15 protein-coding genes are annotated in these 16,024 nt (G+C 42.9%); 3 read left to right on the forward strand and 12 right to left on the reverse strand.

What is annotated here, in order from left to right:
* Positions 1–188: 188 nt before the first annotated feature.
* From A9Z07_RS14770 to paaA, 12 genes are read right to left on the reverse strand one after another with little or no spacing between them, the layout of a single operon-like run.
* Positions 189–788, reverse strand: a complete 600-nt coding sequence (locus A9Z07_RS14770) for a gamma carbonic anhydrase family protein (RefSeq protein ID WP_069579649.1) — start codon at positions 786–788, stop codon at positions 189–191.
* Complete coding sequence (gene paaX / locus A9Z07_RS14775) at positions 769–1,734, reverse strand: phenylacetic acid degradation operon negative regulatory protein PaaX (protein WP_062847336.1); 966 nt, start codon at positions 1,732–1,734, stop codon at positions 769–771. The genes A9Z07_RS14770 and paaX overlap by 20 nt, the downstream gene beginning before the upstream one ends.
* 60 nt (positions 1,735–1,794) lie before the next feature.
* Complete coding sequence (gene paaK / locus A9Z07_RS14780) at positions 1,795–3,084, reverse strand: phenylacetate--CoA ligase PaaK (protein WP_069579653.1); 1,290 nt, start codon at positions 3,082–3,084, stop codon at positions 1,795–1,797.
* 52 nt (positions 3,085–3,136) lie between these two features.
* Positions 3,137–4,348, reverse strand: coding sequence for a 3-oxoadipyl-CoA thiolase (gene pcaF, locus A9Z07_RS14785; RefSeq protein ID WP_004772034.1), 1,212 nt, complete (start codon positions 4,346–4,348; stop codon positions 3,137–3,139).
* A 12-nt stretch (positions 4,349–4,360) separates the two neighbouring features.
* On the reverse strand, positions 4,361–5,899 hold the full coding sequence (locus A9Z07_RS14790; protein WP_069579654.1) for a 3-hydroxyacyl-CoA dehydrogenase: 1,539 nt from the start codon (positions 5,897–5,899) through the stop codon (positions 4,361–4,363).
* 2 nt (positions 5,900–5,901) lie between these two features.
* Entirely contained in the window at positions 5,902–6,693 is a 792-nt protein-coding gene (gene paaG / locus A9Z07_RS14795; protein ID WP_005257354.1) for a 2-(1,2-epoxy-1,2-dihydrophenyl)acetyl-CoA isomerase PaaG, read from the reverse strand.
* Positions 6,693–7,466, reverse strand: coding sequence for an enoyl-CoA hydratase-related protein (locus A9Z07_RS14800; RefSeq protein ID WP_069579690.1), 774 nt, complete (start codon positions 7,464–7,466; stop codon positions 6,693–6,695). Before A9Z07_RS14800 ends, paaG begins: the two co-directional genes overlap by 1 nt.
* A 10-nt stretch (positions 7,467–7,476) precedes the next feature.
* On the reverse strand, positions 7,477–8,538 hold the full coding sequence (paaE, locus tag A9Z07_RS14805; RefSeq protein ID WP_069579656.1) for a 1,2-phenylacetyl-CoA epoxidase subunit PaaE: 1,062 nt from the start codon (positions 8,536–8,538) through the stop codon (positions 7,477–7,479).
* A gap of 23 nt (positions 8,539–8,561) precedes the next feature.
* Positions 8,562–9,062, reverse strand: a complete 501-nt coding sequence (gene paaD / locus A9Z07_RS14810; RefSeq protein ID WP_047427188.1) for a 1,2-phenylacetyl-CoA epoxidase subunit PaaD — start codon at positions 9,060–9,062, stop codon at positions 8,562–8,564.
* 16 nt (positions 9,063–9,078) lie between these two features.
* Positions 9,079–9,834 carry a 1,2-phenylacetyl-CoA epoxidase subunit PaaC gene (paaC, locus tag A9Z07_RS14815; protein ID WP_069579657.1) on the reverse strand — a complete coding sequence of 252 codons (756 nt, stop codon included), beginning with the start codon at positions 9,832–9,834 and terminating at the stop codon, positions 9,079–9,081.
* 12 nt (positions 9,835–9,846) lie between these two features.
* A complete protein-coding gene (gene paaB / locus A9Z07_RS14820; protein ID WP_004772025.1) occupies positions 9,847–10,137 on the reverse strand; it encodes a 1,2-phenylacetyl-CoA epoxidase subunit PaaB in 291 nt (96 codons plus the stop codon).
* Between the two features lie 34 nt (positions 10,138–10,171).
* A complete protein-coding gene (gene paaA / locus A9Z07_RS14825) occupies positions 10,172–11,110 on the reverse strand; it encodes a 1,2-phenylacetyl-CoA epoxidase subunit PaaA (RefSeq protein ID WP_069579660.1) in 939 nt (312 codons plus the stop codon).
* Between the two features lie 265 nt (positions 11,111–11,375).
* Here paaA and paaZ point away from each other — a divergent pair, with 265 nt between their 5' ends.
* The 3 genes from paaZ (at position 11,376) to A9Z07_RS14840 (ending at position 15,685) form a co-directional block, all read left to right on the forward strand.
* Positions 11,376–13,478, forward strand: coding sequence for a phenylacetic acid degradation bifunctional protein PaaZ (gene paaZ / locus A9Z07_RS14830; protein WP_069579664.1), 2,103 nt, complete (start codon positions 11,376–11,378; stop codon positions 13,476–13,478).
* An 86-nt stretch (positions 13,479–13,564) separates the two neighbouring features.
* Positions 13,565–13,855: a DUF1330 domain-containing protein gene (locus A9Z07_RS14835; RefSeq protein WP_069579666.1), complete on the forward strand. Its 291-nt coding sequence runs from the start codon at positions 13,565–13,567 to the stop codon at positions 13,853–13,855.
* 417 nt (positions 13,856–14,272) lie between these two features.
* A complete protein-coding gene (locus tag A9Z07_RS14840; protein ID WP_069579671.1) occupies positions 14,273–15,685 on the forward strand; it encodes a spinster family MFS transporter in 1,413 nt (470 codons plus the stop codon).
* Positions 15,686–16,024 lie beyond the last annotated feature (339 nt).

The raw sequence follows: 16,024 nt of genomic DNA on the forward strand, positions 1-16,024 counted from the left end.
TATGATTCTAATTCAAAAAAACTCTTTATAAACCATTAAAATAGGACAGTGTTTTTTGTATTTAGGGCATATCTTCGATATTTGGTCTTTTATTATTCAATATTTTACATACAGTGGAATAGATTATAATTTTTAGTTTTATTAAATCTAAAATAAAATACCCCATTATAGAAAAAGAGGCAGATTATTTATGTGCTAGGTTTAATTTGGTGCTCTGACTGAAAATCCTGATAGGTCTTACGTTCAGCAGATTCTTCTGCCAAAGGTAAAACTTCCCTCATTGTGCTTAAACAACGCTGCGCCAACTGAATATATTCCTGCGTACCTTGAATTTTCCAGTGTCGTTCTTTTTCAGAAAGTTCTCTGGCCACTTTTGCTGGACTGCCTAAAGCCAGAACATTGGCAGGGATTTGATCTTTAGTTTTCACCAAGCTATTGGCACCAATAATGCTATTTTCACCAATTTCCGCATAATCCAGAACAACACTGTTCATGCCAATCAAGACATTTTTACCGATACGACAACCATGCAACGTCGCAGCATGACCGATATGTCCCATTTCCTCAACCAGCGTAACACTTTGCGGAAAACCATGAATGATACAGTTGTCCTGTACATTGGCATTTTCCTTGATATGGATACGGCCAAAATCAGCCCGTAATGAAGCAAAAGGGCCAATATAAACCCCTGCCTCAATAATCACATCACCAATTAAAACAGCAGTGGGATGCACAAATGCGCTGGGATGAACAACGGGAATCACTCCATCAATACTGTAACAAGGCATCACTCACTCTCTCATTATTTTGGCTCAAACCGCCAAAGCGACGCCAGAAATGTGCAGTTGCATTGGGCATAGGCCCTTCCGATGTAGCAGCAACCGACAAGAAATAGTCATCTGCGGCTTCAAAGACTTTTTTATAGATATTCATGGATAAGGTACGCGCCTTGACTGCGGGCCAGTCTGCCGATAGCAACTCTAAAGGCAAAGCAGGATCTTTAAGCAAAATCCGACGGTAATAATGAATCAGTAAAGTCCGGATCTGAAAGGCTTGCACAGGTTCAATGCGCTCATCGTCCTGCATCAAGATTGCTCCGATTTCCCGAAACATATCCAGAAATTGCAGGTAACGTTGACGCAACTCATCAATCGGCCAGTTGGTCTCTAACATACGGCTAATGGTATCGGTCGAGTTATTAAACAGCTGCAAGGTCTCTGCCTTAAACACCACCACCTGCTCACTCATATTCAGATCAACCAGCAACTTTTGTAATTGCAGTCGATTAGATCCCGGATAAGCCATCAGATTGGTCGAAATATTGGCAAAACCTAGCCATTCCAGTTCTTTCTTCAAAAATGCTTTATTGTCTGTATCCAGACTCGACATCAGGATCAGATCCCAAGAATGATCCCATTCCTTCATCTGATCATTATAAATCCGTTGCTCTGCTTGCAAATATTTTGATCGACTGGCATCGGTAATACGATAAAAACTGGTTCTGCCAATCTTGTCTGAATCTAGCCAGTCATTTTTCACCAAGCGAAACACGGAAGTCCGTACAGCACGATCATTAAAATCAAACAGCTCCAGCAACTGAATCAAGCTGGCAAGACTAATATTACCGCCACGATGCAGCACCGAATCACCAAAAATGGTTGAAATGAGCGATGTACCACTTAAGGTTTCATTCTGAATAATCGAATCAATAATTTGCTGTAGCTTTGCACTCATACTTTTATCTTGGCGTTTAAGATTCAGGATATAGATTCTATACCCTGAATGATCATAATGTTAAGCAATCTGGCGCATATCGATAACGCGTTTTGCTTTCCCCTCAGAGCGCGGCAAAGTCAGTTCATTCACTACTTCTACCGTTACTGAAATCCCGATCATGGTTTTAATCCGTTGCATTAACTGCTGAGCCAGTTGCTGCGCCTGCATGTCACAGTTATGGCACATTTCGGTACGGATATGCAAAGTGTCCATGTGTCCTTTTTTCGCCACCAGAATTTCATAATTTGGCACCAGACTTGGAACTTGTAAAATCTGTTCTTCGATCTGGGTCGGGAAAACATTGACCCCACGAATGATCAGCATATCATCACTACGTCCTACGATCTTATCCATACGGCGCATGACGAGATTCTGGCCCGCCAATAAACGGGTTAAATCACGGGTACGATAACGGATGATTGGCAAACCCTCTTTGGTGATGGTGGTGAACACCAGTTCACCCAGCTCACCGTCCTTGCACACTTCACCAGTTTCAGGATTAATAATTTCAGGATAGAAATGATCTTCCCAAATGGTTAGTCCGTCACCTTCATTAAGGCATTGCATGGCAACACCAGGGCCCATAATTTCAGATAAACCATAAATATCCAGTGCTTTGATATTCAGGCGCTCTTCGATCTCACGGCGTAACTCTTTCGACCACGGCTCTGCGCCAAAAATACCAACTTTTAATGAGGTATTACGCGCACTGCCCAACTGTTGCTCGAGCTTTTCAATAATGCTGATGCAATAGGATGGCGTGACCATGATTGCCGTTGGTTTAAAGTCCTGAATCAGTTGCACCTGTTTCTCTGTCTGACCACCTGACATCGGAATCACAGTTGCGCCTAAGCGTTCAGCACCATAATGCGCACCTAAACCACCCGTAAACAGGCCATAACCATAAGCCACCTGAATCATATCTTTGGCACTCAAGCCCGCCATACGCAAGCAACGCGCAACAATATCTGACCAAGTGTTGATGTCTTTTTGGGTATAGCCAACGACGGTTGGTTTACCTGTTGTGCCAGACGAGGCATGTAAACGCACAATCTGCTCTTGCGGAACGGCAAACATGCCAAACGGATAGTTGTCGCGTAAATCCTGTTTGGTGGTAAATGGAAATTTAGCCAGATCATCCAGTGTGACGAAATCATCTGGATGCACACCAGCATCATCAAACTTTTTCTTGTACACAGGACTATTGGCGTAAACATTACTCAATGTTTCTTTTAACCGTTTGGTTTGAAGCGCTCGTAACTCCGCAAGCGTCATTTTTTCTACGTCTTCTGTAATGAGGCTATCCACTGCCGTCTCTCCTATTTCGTTATATTATTCGAACCGTTTCGTTTCAATTAAATTAAGCTACATTTTCTAAAATCAGGGCGACACCTTGCCCAACACCGACACACATGGTGCAAAGCGCGTACTTCCCTTGGCGTCTTTTCAATTCTCTGGTGGCAGTAATTACCAAACGCGTGCCACTCATGCCGAGAGGATGACCCAGTGCAATTGCGCCACCATTGGGGTTAACACGTATATCATCATCCTTCAGGCCTAACTCACGCATACAAGCTAGCGACTGGGCAGCAAAAGCTTCGTTTAGCTCAATCACATCCATTTGATCCAGACTCAGACCCGTTTGTTTCAATAATTTTTGTACCGCTGGGACTGGGCCAATACCCATATATTTCGGTTCAACCCCTGCACTGGCAATCGCCACCACACGAGCTAAAGGTTTTAAACCATGCGTATCTGCAAATTGGCGGTTAGTGAGTAAAACACACGCCGAGCCATCGTTTACACCTGATGCATTGCCTGCTGTAACTGAACCACCCTCTTTACGGAATGGTGCTTTCAATTTCGCCAAACTGTCCAGACTGGTATCTGCACGAGGATGCTCATCTTGGGCAAACATTGTGATGTTCTTTTTACGATCCACCAATTCAACTGGCAAAATTTCCTCATCAAAGAAACCTGCTTGCTGTGCCGTAGCCACTTTTTGTTGACTACGAATTGCAAAAGCATCTTGATCCTGTCGGCTGATTTGATATTTTTCAGCCACATGTTCAGCCGTTTCCGGCATGCTATCTGTACCATATTGTGTTTTCATCTTTTTATTGATGAAACGCCAGCCAATGGTCGTATCAAATATTTCAGGACTACGCCCAAAAGCTTCAGTTTGCTTGGCTTGTACAAAAGGTGCACGGCTCATGGACTCGACACCACCTGCCAATACAAACTGTGATTCACCCGATTTAATCGAACGTGCTGCCAAACCCACTGCATCCAGTCCTGAAGCACAGAGTCGATTCACTGTCATGGCAGGAACTGCTTCTGGTAATCCAGCCAATAAGGTTGCCATACGTGCAACATTGCGATTGTCTTCGCCCGCCTGATTGGCACAACCTAAAAATACTTCATCTAAATCCTGCCACGGTAAATGTGCGTGTTTTTCTTTTAAATGCTTGATAGGCAATGCAGCAAGATCATCGGTACGTACTGAACTCAATGAACCCGCATAGCGTCCAATCGGGGTACGAATAAAATCACAAATAAAAACGTCTTCCATGATCACTCCTGCTTATGCAAATGCGGTTAAATCTTTTGAATCGTTGGCCGTTACGCTTTGCTGCTGTGCCACGTATTGTTTGAGATAAAGACTTGCACGATATTTTTCTTCGCCATAAATGGCATATAAATTATTGAGGGTTTGCAGCACATACTGCGCGCCCAATTGCATCATCCATTGATACGGCCCCTTAGGATAATTGACACCATATCTCATGGCATTATCAATATCTTCCATACTGGTAATACCGTGAAGACTGGCTTCACAGGCTTCATTGATCAGCAAGACAAGGGTACGTAAAGTTAATAATGCAGGATGGTCTGTAATCCAGATCACATACATCTGATATTGAGCAAAAAATGCATCAACTTTTGCCAGATCATCGGCTTGACACAATTGATTGTGGCTCAGCACTACGGCTTGCGCCTTAGAAAAATCATGATGCCAATCCATCAATACCGTTTTACGGCTTAGATAGTTCAGATTGGCAGATTCCCCCTGACTTAACCGTAGATCAATATCATCCATCTGAATGATATTTTCTTCATTTTCAGTCCCACCATTCAGCGCTAACCGTGTGAGTAGCGTTGGTAGCTGAGACCATGTGCCTTTGACCTGAACCTTTGCTTGAAAAGCAGTCGCCGTAATAGCTTGGGGTTGAAAAGTCGCATACTGATTTTTTTCATCATAGTGATAGAAACCTTGCTTTGACTTGCGTCCCCATGCACCTGCATCGACCAGTTCCTTTTGTACCAGACTTGGACGATAACGCGGCTCATAAAAGAAGGCTTCATACACACTTTGGGTCACAGAAAAATTTACATCCTGCCCAATCAAATCGGTGAGTTCACACGGCCCCATCGCAAAACCACCACACTGCTTTAAGGCATAATCCAGCTGCTCATACGTTGTGACCTGTTCTTGTAAGGCACGAAATGCTTCTGCGTAGAATGGACGGGCGATACGATTCACGATAAAACCCGGTGTTGACTTGGTCAGCACTGGAATTTTCTTCCAGTTCAGCATCAAAGTTTTTAACGCGTGACATAATCCTGCTGGTGTTTTTAAACCTTGCACAATCTCGACCAGTTTCATCACTGGCGCAGGATTGAAGAAATGCAGGCCCACGACACGTTCAGGTTGTGGAATCCCAGCCGCAATCGCAGTCACTGAAATAGATGAGGTATTGGTGGCAAAAATAGTGTGTTCGTTACAAATAGCTGCAAGCTGTTGGAACAAAGACTGCTTTACTTGCAGTTTTTCAACCACCGCCTCGATCACCAAATTCACATCAGCTAAATCATCTATACCATCAGCAATGCTTAAACGTGAACATGCCTGTTGAGCCTGTTCGTCTGTTATCTTGCCTTTTTCAACCAGTTTGGCAAAAGTCTGATGCAATCCCTCAACCGCCTGCTGGGTCTTTTCACGATCAAGATCGTAGAGAACAGTTGAATGACCATTCATAATAGCCAATTGGGCGATCCCGATGCCCATGGTTCCAGAGCCAATAACGGCAATGCGGGCATCAGATAAATCCAGATGAGTCATGCTTAAAGCCCCTGAAAGTTTGGCTCACGCTTATTCATAAAAGCTTGTACACCTTCACGATAATCTTCTGAACGGCCCGCGATACGCTGTAGGTCTCTTTCCAGATGCATCTGCTCATCAAAGCTATGATTAGGGGATTGATGAATGGCTTTTTTAATCAATGAAAGACCAAAAGTCGGCTGTTTCGCGAGACGTTCAGCCAGCTCAGTGACTTTTGTTTTTAATTCTGCATCTTCAGCAACATCCCAGATCATGCCCCATTCTTTAGCAGTTTCAGCTGGTAATTTATCACCGAGTAAAGTAAGCCCCATGGCACGTGCGTGACCGACTGCGCGTGGCAGGAACCATGTTCCACCCGAATCAGGTACCAGACCTAAACGGCAGAACGCCTGTACAAAATTGGCAGATTTAGCTGCAATCACCAGATCACACGCCAAAGCGATATTTGCACCTGCACCTGCCGCCACGCCATTCACCGCACAGATGACAGGTTTTGGCATATTCACAATGGTTCTAATCAGCGGGTTATAGTAAGTTTCAATCGAATACCCTAAATCTGGTGCAGCGGCATTCGGATCAACCACACGGTCACCTAAATCTTGTCCTGCACAAAAACCACGACCTTCACCACTGATCACGATACAGCGAACGTCCTGTTTTTTTGCCCAAAGATTCAAAACCTCAGCCACCTCACGGTGCATGTCCACGTTAAAGCTATTCAATGCTTGTGGACGATTGAAGGTTAAATAACCCACACCATTTTTTTCTTCAACAATAATATTTTTATAGTCCATCACTCACCTCTAAAGATTGGTTTTCTTTTTTCAAAAAATGCGCTAATGCCTTCATTCCGATCCTTGGTTGCTGCCAACCAGACAAAGTTTTGTCGTTCGGATTTCAGTCCCTGACTTAATGTTGTCTCATGAATACTTTTGATCGATTGCTTGATTACCCGAATCGCTAAAGGTGCTTGCTTGGCAATTTTGCTTGCCAGTTGAATGGCATATTCCACAGTGAGTACGGTTGGTACCACTTCGCTACAGATACCATGCTGCTGTGCTTGCTTGGCGGAGATCATTTCACCCGTCATTGCCCAGCGCATAGTCAATTGCTGGCCGACCAAACGAGCTAAACGTTGTGTGCCACCTGCACCCGGTAACATCCCTAAACCAATCTCAGGCAGAGCAAATTTGGTATTGTCACCACAAATCACGATATCCGAATGTAGAACCAGTTCAAATCCAGCACCTAAGGCATAACCATTCACTGCTGCAATGATGGGCTTAGTAAATGCATCGATCTTCTGCCATAACTTTGGACGAATATCGAGTTGTAAGGACACCGCATCCATTGCCGCCAATTCGCTCAGATCTGCACCCGCAGCAAAGCAATTGTGATTGCCCGTTAACACAACCACTTTTACTTGAGGATCGTGTTCAGCCTGTTCCAGCAAATCACATAAATACTGTAAGGTGGCATTATTCAAGGCATTGCGTTTTTCTGGACGGTTTAGGCTCAGCAGCATGACACCCTCAAGTGGTGTTTCTACCTGAATCAATGTTTGCATCGCTGTTTCTCTACTCATCAAAGCTCAAACGCACATTCGCGCCTTTCGGTAAAGTCTGACAGCTCAGTACATAGCCTTTTTCCACCTCATCATCTTCAAGGCTATAATTCAGGAACATATCCACTTCACCTGAAAGTACCTTGCAGCGACAGGTGGCACATACGCCACCTTTACAGGCATAAGGCAAATCTGCACCTGCACGTAATGCAGCATCGAGAATACTTTCGTCCTCTTGTCCAACCGCAACAATCAGCTCTCGTCCATCTAGCACGATGTTGACTTTTTCTTCCTTACGATGGGCATCGGCTTCCGCTGGACGTTTACGGATATGACCTGTGTTAAAACGTTCGGTATGAATGCGCTCTTTCGTAATCCCCAAATCAGGTAACAGGCTTTCGACGGTATCCATCATTTCATCAGGACCACAGGCAAACACATGGTCAAAGTCTGACTCTAATACGTCATGTTCAAATAACTGCTTGAGCTTCTTTTCATCAATACGACCATTCAGCAGTTCACTGTCGTTGAACTCCCGCGAGAAGATATTGATGAGTTGGAAACGTTCTTTAAACTGATCTTTCAGGTCCATAATCTGCTCGGAAAACATGGTCTGTTTCCATGAGCGATTGCCATATACCAAGGTAAAATTTGCCGACTCTTGCTCAAATAACACCTGTTTAATAATGGAAAGAATTGGGGTAATTCCACTGCCCGCAGCAATGCCTAAATAGGCTTGACCACCCGTACGTGCCGCTTTCTGAAAAAACACACCTTGTGGTGGCATGACTTCCAGTACATCACCCACTTTTAAATGCTCATTGGCCCAATTGGAAAATTGGCCCTGCTCAATTTTTTTGACTGCAATGCTGATGTCTTCTTTTGGCGCATAACTACAGATTGAATAGCAACGGCGAATTTCCCCAGCTTCGGTTAAATGGCGAATAGTGAGATGCTGGCCTGGCTGAAATTGAAACTGTTGCTGTTGTTCTGCGGCCAGATCAAAGGCAATGCAAATCGCCTGATCAGTCTGTGGTGTAATTGTTTTTACTTTTAATGGAATAAATTGGCTCATGGCTGATTTCCTTATCCAAGACTTTAAATACATTTAAAATAATCAAAAGGTTCAAGGCAGTCCTGACATTTGTACAAGGCTTTGCAAGCGGTGGAGCTGAACTCGGTTAACAGTCGGGTTTTACGACTCTTGCAATGAGGACACACCACGCCATCACTCAGATGAACATGCGTTCCACATTGCTGTGCCGTACCTTCTGGTGGCGCAATGCCATAGGCTTGCAGTTTCTGTTTACCTGCGTCCGACATCCAGTCCGTGGTCCATGCTTCTGATAGGTCAATGATGACTTTTGCGGGAATCAAATCTTCTGCTGCCAGTGCTTCGACAATCTGTGCTTTTAACAGGTCAGTAGCTGGACAACCGCTATAAGTTGGTGTCAATCGAACAATAATTTCTTGCTGTTCATTCAACTCCACACCACGGATCATGCCCAAATCCACCACTGACAGCACTGGAATCTCTGGATCGCTGACCTTTTCTAAAACATCCCAACATTGATCAATACAATGACGAATCATGTGCATAGCGACACTCCTTGCCTTACCAAGTCATCTCAGGATAACTGCGTTGAATGGATTGCATTTCAGCCAGCAGATAACCCAGATGCTCGGTATGCAAACCTTGTTTGGCACCACGGCGGTAGGCACCATTTGCAGGAATGCTCAATTCAAAACGCTTTAGTTCGGCAGCTACGACCTGATCCCATTGTGCTTTTTCGCTGGATAAATCAGGAATGATGCCTTGCTCAACCAGTGTTTTTTCTTCCGCAGTCAACTCGAACAGTTCAGCGCTAAAACGCCACAAATTGTCTAATGCCTGTTGTACACGTTGATGTGCTTCTGCCGTGCTGAGGCTTAAACGTTCCATCCAGCTGGTTGAGAAACGAATGTGATACTTGGCTTCTTTTAAAGATTTCACCGCCAATGCCGCGACTTCTGGCGTTGCGGATTGGGTTAACGCCGTTAATAACAACACATGGTAATGATCCATCAGCCATTGACGTACGATGGTTTGCGCAAAATCACCATTCGGTTGTTCACACAACAATAAGTTCAAGAACTCACGTTCATTACGGAAATAAGCCAATTGGTCTTCATCACGTTTTTCAGCTTCGTATTGTCCTGCCAAAGTCAGAAAATTTCGGGATTGGCCTAGTAAATCCAGACCGATATTGGCCAATGCAATATCAATTTCCAGTTCAGGCGCATGACCACACCACTCGGCCAGACGTTGTGCCAACACCAGTTGACTGTCGCCGATATGTAATAAAAACTTAGATAAAACGATATTGTTCATATGCATACTCCCTTACATGTGCTCAATGCCATCAGGGATATGGTAGAAAGTCGGATGACGATAGACTTTGTCCAATGCAGGTTCAAAAAACTCGGCTTTTTCATCTGGCTGCGAAGATTTAATCAGTTCCGAACGCACCACCCAGATACTGATACCTTCATTGCGGCGGGTATATACATCACGTGCATTTTGCAGGGCGATCTCATCATCAGGCGCGCGTAAACTACCAACATGACGGTGACTTAAACCCTGCTTACTCCGCACGAACACTTCATAAAGCGACCAATTGTTCTTATTTTCCATTGCGATATCCTTAAATTTTTCCATCAATTCTGTTTTAAGCGACTTTACCGACTTGGTTTTGCTGTTTTTTGGCGTAGACAACGGCTGCATCACGCACCCACTTGCCATTTTCCCAAGCCTTACGTCGCGCTTCGATCCGTTCATGATTGCAAGGCCCACGACCCGCAATCACCTCATTAAATTCTTGCCAGTCAATCTCGCCATAGCTGTAATGACCAGTTTCCTCATTCCATTTCAAATCCGCATCAGGCACGGTCAAACCAAGCTGTAAGATTTGCGGTACGGTGTTATCGACAAACTTCTGGCGCAATTCATCATTACTAAAGCGCTTGATTCCCCATGCCATACTTTGTGCGCTATTTGGAGAATGCTCATCACTTGGGCCAAACATCATTAGTGCAGGCCACCAGAAACGGTTCACTGCATCTTGCGCCATCTGTATTTGTTCGGGAGATCCAGCAGCCAACGCCATCATGGCTTCAAAACCCTGACGCTGATGGAAACTTTCTTCTTTACAGATTCGCACCATGGCACGCGCATAAGGGCCATAAGAGGTACGGCATAAAGCAACCTGATTGACAATCGCAGCACCATCCACTAGCCAGCCAATCGCCGCCACATCGGCCCAGCTCACCGTTGGATAATTAAAGATCGATGAATATTTCATTTTTCCATCAATCAATTTTTCCATCATCTCATCACGGTCTGCACCTAAGGTTTCAGCCGCACTATAAAGATAGAGACCATGCCCTGCTTCATCCTGAACTTTTGCCAGTAATACAGCTTTACGTTTCAATGTCGGTGCACGGGTAATCCAGTTGCTTTCTGGCAGCATCCCGACAATTTCCGAATGACCATGCTGTCCAATCTGACGAATCAAGGTTTTACGATAGGCCTCAGGCATTTCATCTTTGGCTTCAATGGTGATGTCATTGGCAATGTTGTGCTCAAATTTCTGATAATTATTTTCCATGTTTCAATTCCTTGAGGATTTCATCCATGAATCCATTTTTCGATACGCATAAAATAAAGTCAACCGATATTTTTGTATCAAATTAAAATTCACCACAAAATCAAATTCAAATTATTGATTTATCTAATATAAATTAAATTAATAAAAATTTTATTCAAGCTTAAAAATAAAATAAGGTTGACTTTTAGCGCAATCAATATGAAATTATGAATCATATTTTAAGTATTTCTATAATTGATGTATCACATAAAAATGGAGTTTGATCATGCTTGAACAAGCACATCTAGAAGAAGCAACCACGGATATTAAAGAACAAAGCTCAAGCCAGCAGTTAACCAAACTGGCGTCTTATGTCTATGGAATCTGGCATTCAAGTCATGAAGAGACACGTACCGTTGTACATGCAATTACGGGTGCCCCAATCTATAGCGTCAGTAGTCATGGCATCGATATGCAACAGGTCGTGCAATATGCCAAGCAAAATGGTACTGAACTGGCAAACTGGACTTTTCATCAACGTGCCAATGCACTAAAGCAAATTGCCCAACATTTACTTGAGCAAAAAGAACAGTTCTATAGCTTAGCTCATGCCACTGGTGCGACACGTAAAGATGCCTGGATTGATATCGAAGGCGGGATTCAGACCTTATTCGCCTATTCAAGTCTGGTACGCCGTGAACTGAATGATGAAAAAATTATTACCGAAGATAGCTGGATTCAGCTCTCTAAAAACGGCACTTTTGGCGCGAAGCATATTTTAAGCCCTAAAGCTGGTGTTGCAGTGCATATCGATGCCTTTAACTTCCCAATCTGGGGCATGCTTGAAAAAATTGCGCCGACGCTCTTGGCCGGTGTGCCTTGTATTGTCAAACCTGCAACTGAAGGCGCTCAACTGACTCAAGCCGTGGTTGAGGCAATTGTTGCAACGGGAATTTTACCCAAAGGTTCGCTACAACTGATCTGTGGTCAAATTTATGATCTTTTTGATTATTTAGGCCCTCAAGACTGCGTCACCTTTACAGGTTCAGCATATACAGGCCAAAAGCTTCGCAATCATCCGCACTTAAATAAATACTCCATTCCATTCAGTATGGAAGCAGATTCGGTCAATAGCGCGATTCTCAGTCCAGAAGCGAATGAAGCAACGCTAGATCTGTTTGTACGTGAAGTGTTTCGTGAAATGACCACCAAAGCTGGACAAAAATGTACCGCCATTCGCCGTGCCTTTGTTCCTCATGCTCTGCTTGAACAAGTCCAGCAAAAGCTGAGCGCCAAACTGGCAAAAGTCGTGGTTGGTGATCCACAAAAACCAGACACAACGATGGGCGCCCTAGCCAGCCCTAAACAAAAACTGGATGTAGCAGCCAAAGTTGCTGAACTGGCAAAAGAAGCTCAAATTGTATTTGGTGGCGATAGCGCATTTAAATTTAATGCAGATCATCCAGAAAAAGGCGCCTTCTTTCCACCGACACTCTTGCGCTGTGACAAACCATTAGAAGCCATCTCAGTACATACCACTGAAGCATTCGGCCCTGTATGTACCTTGATGCCTTATCAATCCATTGATGAACTTGTTGACCTGGTGGCGCGTGGTGAAGGCAGTCTGGTGGCCTCAGTAGTAAAAAATACGGATGAAAATATTGAGCAGATCATCCAGAAAATTGCACCGTGGCACGGTCGTGTTCATATTCTGGATGAAGAGTCAGCCAAAGAAAGTACGGGACATGGTTCTCCACTACCTCACCTCGTTCACGGCGGCCCAGGTCGTGCTGGTGGCGGTGAAGAACTTGGCGGCATTCGTGCAGTTAAACACTATATGCAACGCACAGCGATTCAAGGTTCACCGAATAGCCTGACGCAAGTCACCCATTCATGGACGGCGGGTTCAAATATCAATGAAGACCGAGTTCATCCATTTAAAAAATCATTTGATGAACTGGTGATTGGTGAACGTTTACTGACTGCACGCCGTACCGTGACTGAAGCAGATATTGTCAATTTTGCTTGCCTCAGTGGTGACTATTTCTATGCGCATACCGACAAAATCGCTGCGGCAGATTCTTTCTTCGGTGAGCGTGTTGCGCATGGCTACTTCATTATTTCAGCAGCAGCAGGCTTATTTGTCGATGCTGCTCAAGGTCCTGTGATTGCCAATTATGGTATGGATAATTTACGTTTTGTCGAACCAGTCAAAATTGGCGATTCGATTCGGGTAGAACTGACCTGCAAACAGAAAACACCAAAACCGCAAAAAGATCCATCTCAACCCGAACATGGCGTGGTGGTCTGGGATATCAAGGTGAAAAATCAACGTGATGAACTAGTGGCGACTTATGATATTTTAACTTTGGTTGCCCGCGCAGCTTAAATTACCCAGATTGATGGATACGATCAGGTGTCCATCAATCATTTAAAATTTAGAATCCTAAAAATAAGTTCAATTCAGGAAAATCCATGAGTGCCTATATCATTCTGATTCGTAAAGAATTAAAAAACCAAGATGAAATGAAGACCTATACCACGTTGGCACGTCAAGCCAGTCAAGGTTTTGATGCTGAACCCATCGTTTTTTATGGACAATCGATTGCTTTAGAAAATATTGAAACTGATGGCGTTGCCATTATCAAATTTAGCACGATGCAGGAAGCACAGAACTGGTATCACAGTGATGCCTATCAACAGGCCAAAAAACATCGTGATTTGGCTGGTGAATATATTGTGATTTTGACAGAAGGTTTAAGCTGATTTAGTTGTCAAACTAAAAATTATCTAAAACTTAGAAGTTGAATCATATTTTTAATTATCCTTCTTTTATTATAGATGGGAGGAATTATATTGTATGCATCATAATAAAAATATAGCACAATTCATAATATTTTTATTATAAAACTCATAATAACAACAAAGTATCAAACAAACCAATCCCACAATAAACCTTTAATTAATAATCTCTATTTTGTATAAAACTATATCCTCAACCTTCCTATTTATAAAATATTTATCCATTTTCTTTATTCTCTCGAGTAATTTTCACTTTTATTTTAATTGTGTATTGCTTGATCAATTAAAACTTTATATAAATAAACATACGATACCAAAAAAATAAATAATTTAATAAAAAGTATCAAGTTTAAAATCCCAGTCATCACAGGAAGATGCACAATGAATGATAACAACCTAGAAAATGTGCTCGGCAGGAATGAGCACGAAACCAATCACACACCCGAGCATACGGTACAAAAAGAGCAAGAACTTCATACCCAAGAAAGCTTCGGCTATCAATGGTATGTCGTTGTGATCTGTATGGTGGCTTATATTCTTTCTTTTGTAGATCGCCAGATTCTGTCCTTGATGATCGAACCGATTAAACAAGATCTCATGTTAACTGACACGCAGTTCAGCTTATTACAAGGTCTGGCTTTCTCTTTATTTTATGCATTTATGGGCATTCCGATTGCTGCGCTTGCAGACAAAAAATCACGAATCAAGATTATTTCTATTGGCATTGCCTTCTGGAGTCTTGCTACAGCAGCATGTGGCTTGAGTAAAAACTTTATCCAGATGTTTATTGCCCGATTAAGTGTCGGTGCGGGCGAAGCCGCTCTATCACCAGCATTTTATTCGATCGTTACAGACCTATTCCCCAAGGAAAAACTGGGACGTGCTTTAGGTTTATATGCGATTGGGGCATTCATAGGCTCAGGTCTGGCCTTTCTGATCGGCGGTTATGTGATAAGCCTGTTAAAAAATGTGGATATGGTCGTTTTGCCTGTGATCGGACAATTAAAAACATGGCAACTCACCTTTTTCATCGTAGGATTACCAGGTGTTTTGCTGGCTTTAGTCATGATTCTGACGGTGAAAGAACCTAAACGTAAAGGTTTAAAGCTGGATCAGAATGGACAGGTCATACAGGCATCGTTTAAAAACTCCATTGCATTTATCAAAACCCACAAAAAAACCTTCTTTTGTCATTTTATTGGTTTTTCTTTCTATACCATGATGCTTTACTCACTGTTGGGCTGGGCACCTGCATTCTATATGCGTCACTTTGGTTTAGATGCCAGCCAAACAGGTTATATCCTCGGGAGTATCATTTTAATTGCCAATACCGCAGGTGCATTATTTTGTGGATGGCTAATCGATTACTTTTCTAAAAAAGGATATAGCGATGCTGCCATTCGGGCAGGTATGATCGGCTGTGCTGCGCTTGTACTACCAAGTGTTTTATTCACTCAAGTTGACAATATGTATCTATCCTTTGGCCTAATTTTTATCGCCATGTTCTTCTCAACTTTTCCAATTCCCGCCTCGGCAGCGGCCACCCAAATGCTCACTCCAAATCAATTACGCGCTCAGATTTCAGCCAAATTTTTGCTTATCTCCAATCTAATTGCATTAGGTGTTGGCACAACAGCAGTCGCGTTATTAACTGATAAATATTTTGAAAATACACTAATGGTTGGAAACTCCATTTCGATTGTGAATGCGATTGCAGGAATAATTGGTGTTTTCTTGCTGTTTAAGGGATGCAAATATTATCGGGAAAGCATCCAGCTTGAAAAACTGAATTAAAACAGTCTACTTTAAGCCTTTCTTATTTGTAGTTTAAGGAAGGCTTGAATCTAAGTGCTCAAATAACAACGCTATCTGGAATAACATATTTCTAAATCTGAATAAAAAATTTGACTGGCGAATCCATCTAACTAAATGATTCCAGACTGGAACTTTTGCCAACTTTCAATCAGCTAAACTTAAACTTTGTCATTTTGGTCAATTCTTTTAAAAATTATTTTTCTGATATTTTTTAAAATACATAAAAAACAAAAACCTACAAAACTTTAAATAGGCATTTTACCCTTTATCTTTCTCCAGTCTGCATGTCAAACAAGACATAGTCTTTTGATCAGGAGC

It is taken from the genome of Acinetobacter sp. YK3 (assembly GCF_001729365.1).
GTDB lineage: Bacteria > Pseudomonadota > Gammaproteobacteria > Pseudomonadales > Moraxellaceae > Acinetobacter > Acinetobacter vivianii.

Bases quoted from the DNA above. Each gene is read 5' to 3' on its own strand.
- paaE (WP_069579656.1), bottom strand. From the start codon at position 8,538: ATGAGCCAATTTATTCCATTAAAAGTAAAAACAATTACACCACAGACT.
- paaX (WP_062847336.1), bottom strand. From the start codon at position 1,734: ATGAGTGCAAAGCTACAGCAAATTATTGATTCGATTATTCAGAATGAA.
- A9Z07_RS14770 (WP_069579649.1), bottom strand. From the start codon at position 788: ATGCCTTGTTACAGTATTGATGGAGTGATTCCCGTTGTTCATCCCAGC.
- paaA (WP_069579660.1), bottom strand. From the start codon at position 11,110: ATGGAAAATAATTATCAGAAATTTGAGCACAACATTGCCAATGACATC.
- paaC (WP_069579657.1), bottom strand. From the start codon at position 9,834: ATGAACAATATCGTTTTATCTAAGTTTTTATTACATATCGGCGACAGT.
- paaG (WP_005257354.1), bottom strand. From the start codon at position 6,693: ATGGACTATAAAAATATTATTGTTGAAGAAAAAAATGGTGTGGGTTAT.
- pcaF (WP_004772034.1), bottom strand. From the start codon at position 4,348: ATGGAAGACGTTTTTATTTGTGATTTTATTCGTACCCCGATTGGACGC.
- paaZ (WP_069579664.1), top strand. From the start codon at position 11,376: ATGCTTGAACAAGCACATCTAGAAGAAGCAACCACGGATATTAAAGAA.
- A9Z07_RS14790 (WP_069579654.1), bottom strand. From the start codon at position 5,899: ATGACTCATCTGGATTTATCTGATGCCCGCATTGCCGTTATTGGCTCT.
- paaB (WP_004772025.1), bottom strand. From the start codon at position 10,137: ATGGAAAATAAGAACAATTGGTCGCTTTATGAAGTGTTCGTGCGGAGT.
- paaD (WP_047427188.1), bottom strand. From the start codon at position 9,062: ATGCACATGATTCGTCATTGTATTGATCAATGTTGGGATGTTTTAGAA.
- A9Z07_RS14840 (WP_069579671.1), top strand. From the start codon at position 14,273: ATGAATGATAACAACCTAGAAAATGTGCTCGGCAGGAATGAGCACGAA.
- A9Z07_RS14800 (WP_069579690.1), bottom strand. From the start codon at position 7,466: ATGCAAACATTGATTCAGGTAGAAACACCACTTGAGGGTGTCATGCTG.
- A9Z07_RS14835 (WP_069579666.1), top strand. From the start codon at position 13,565: ATGAGTGCCTATATCATTCTGATTCGTAAAGAATTAAAAAACCAAGAT.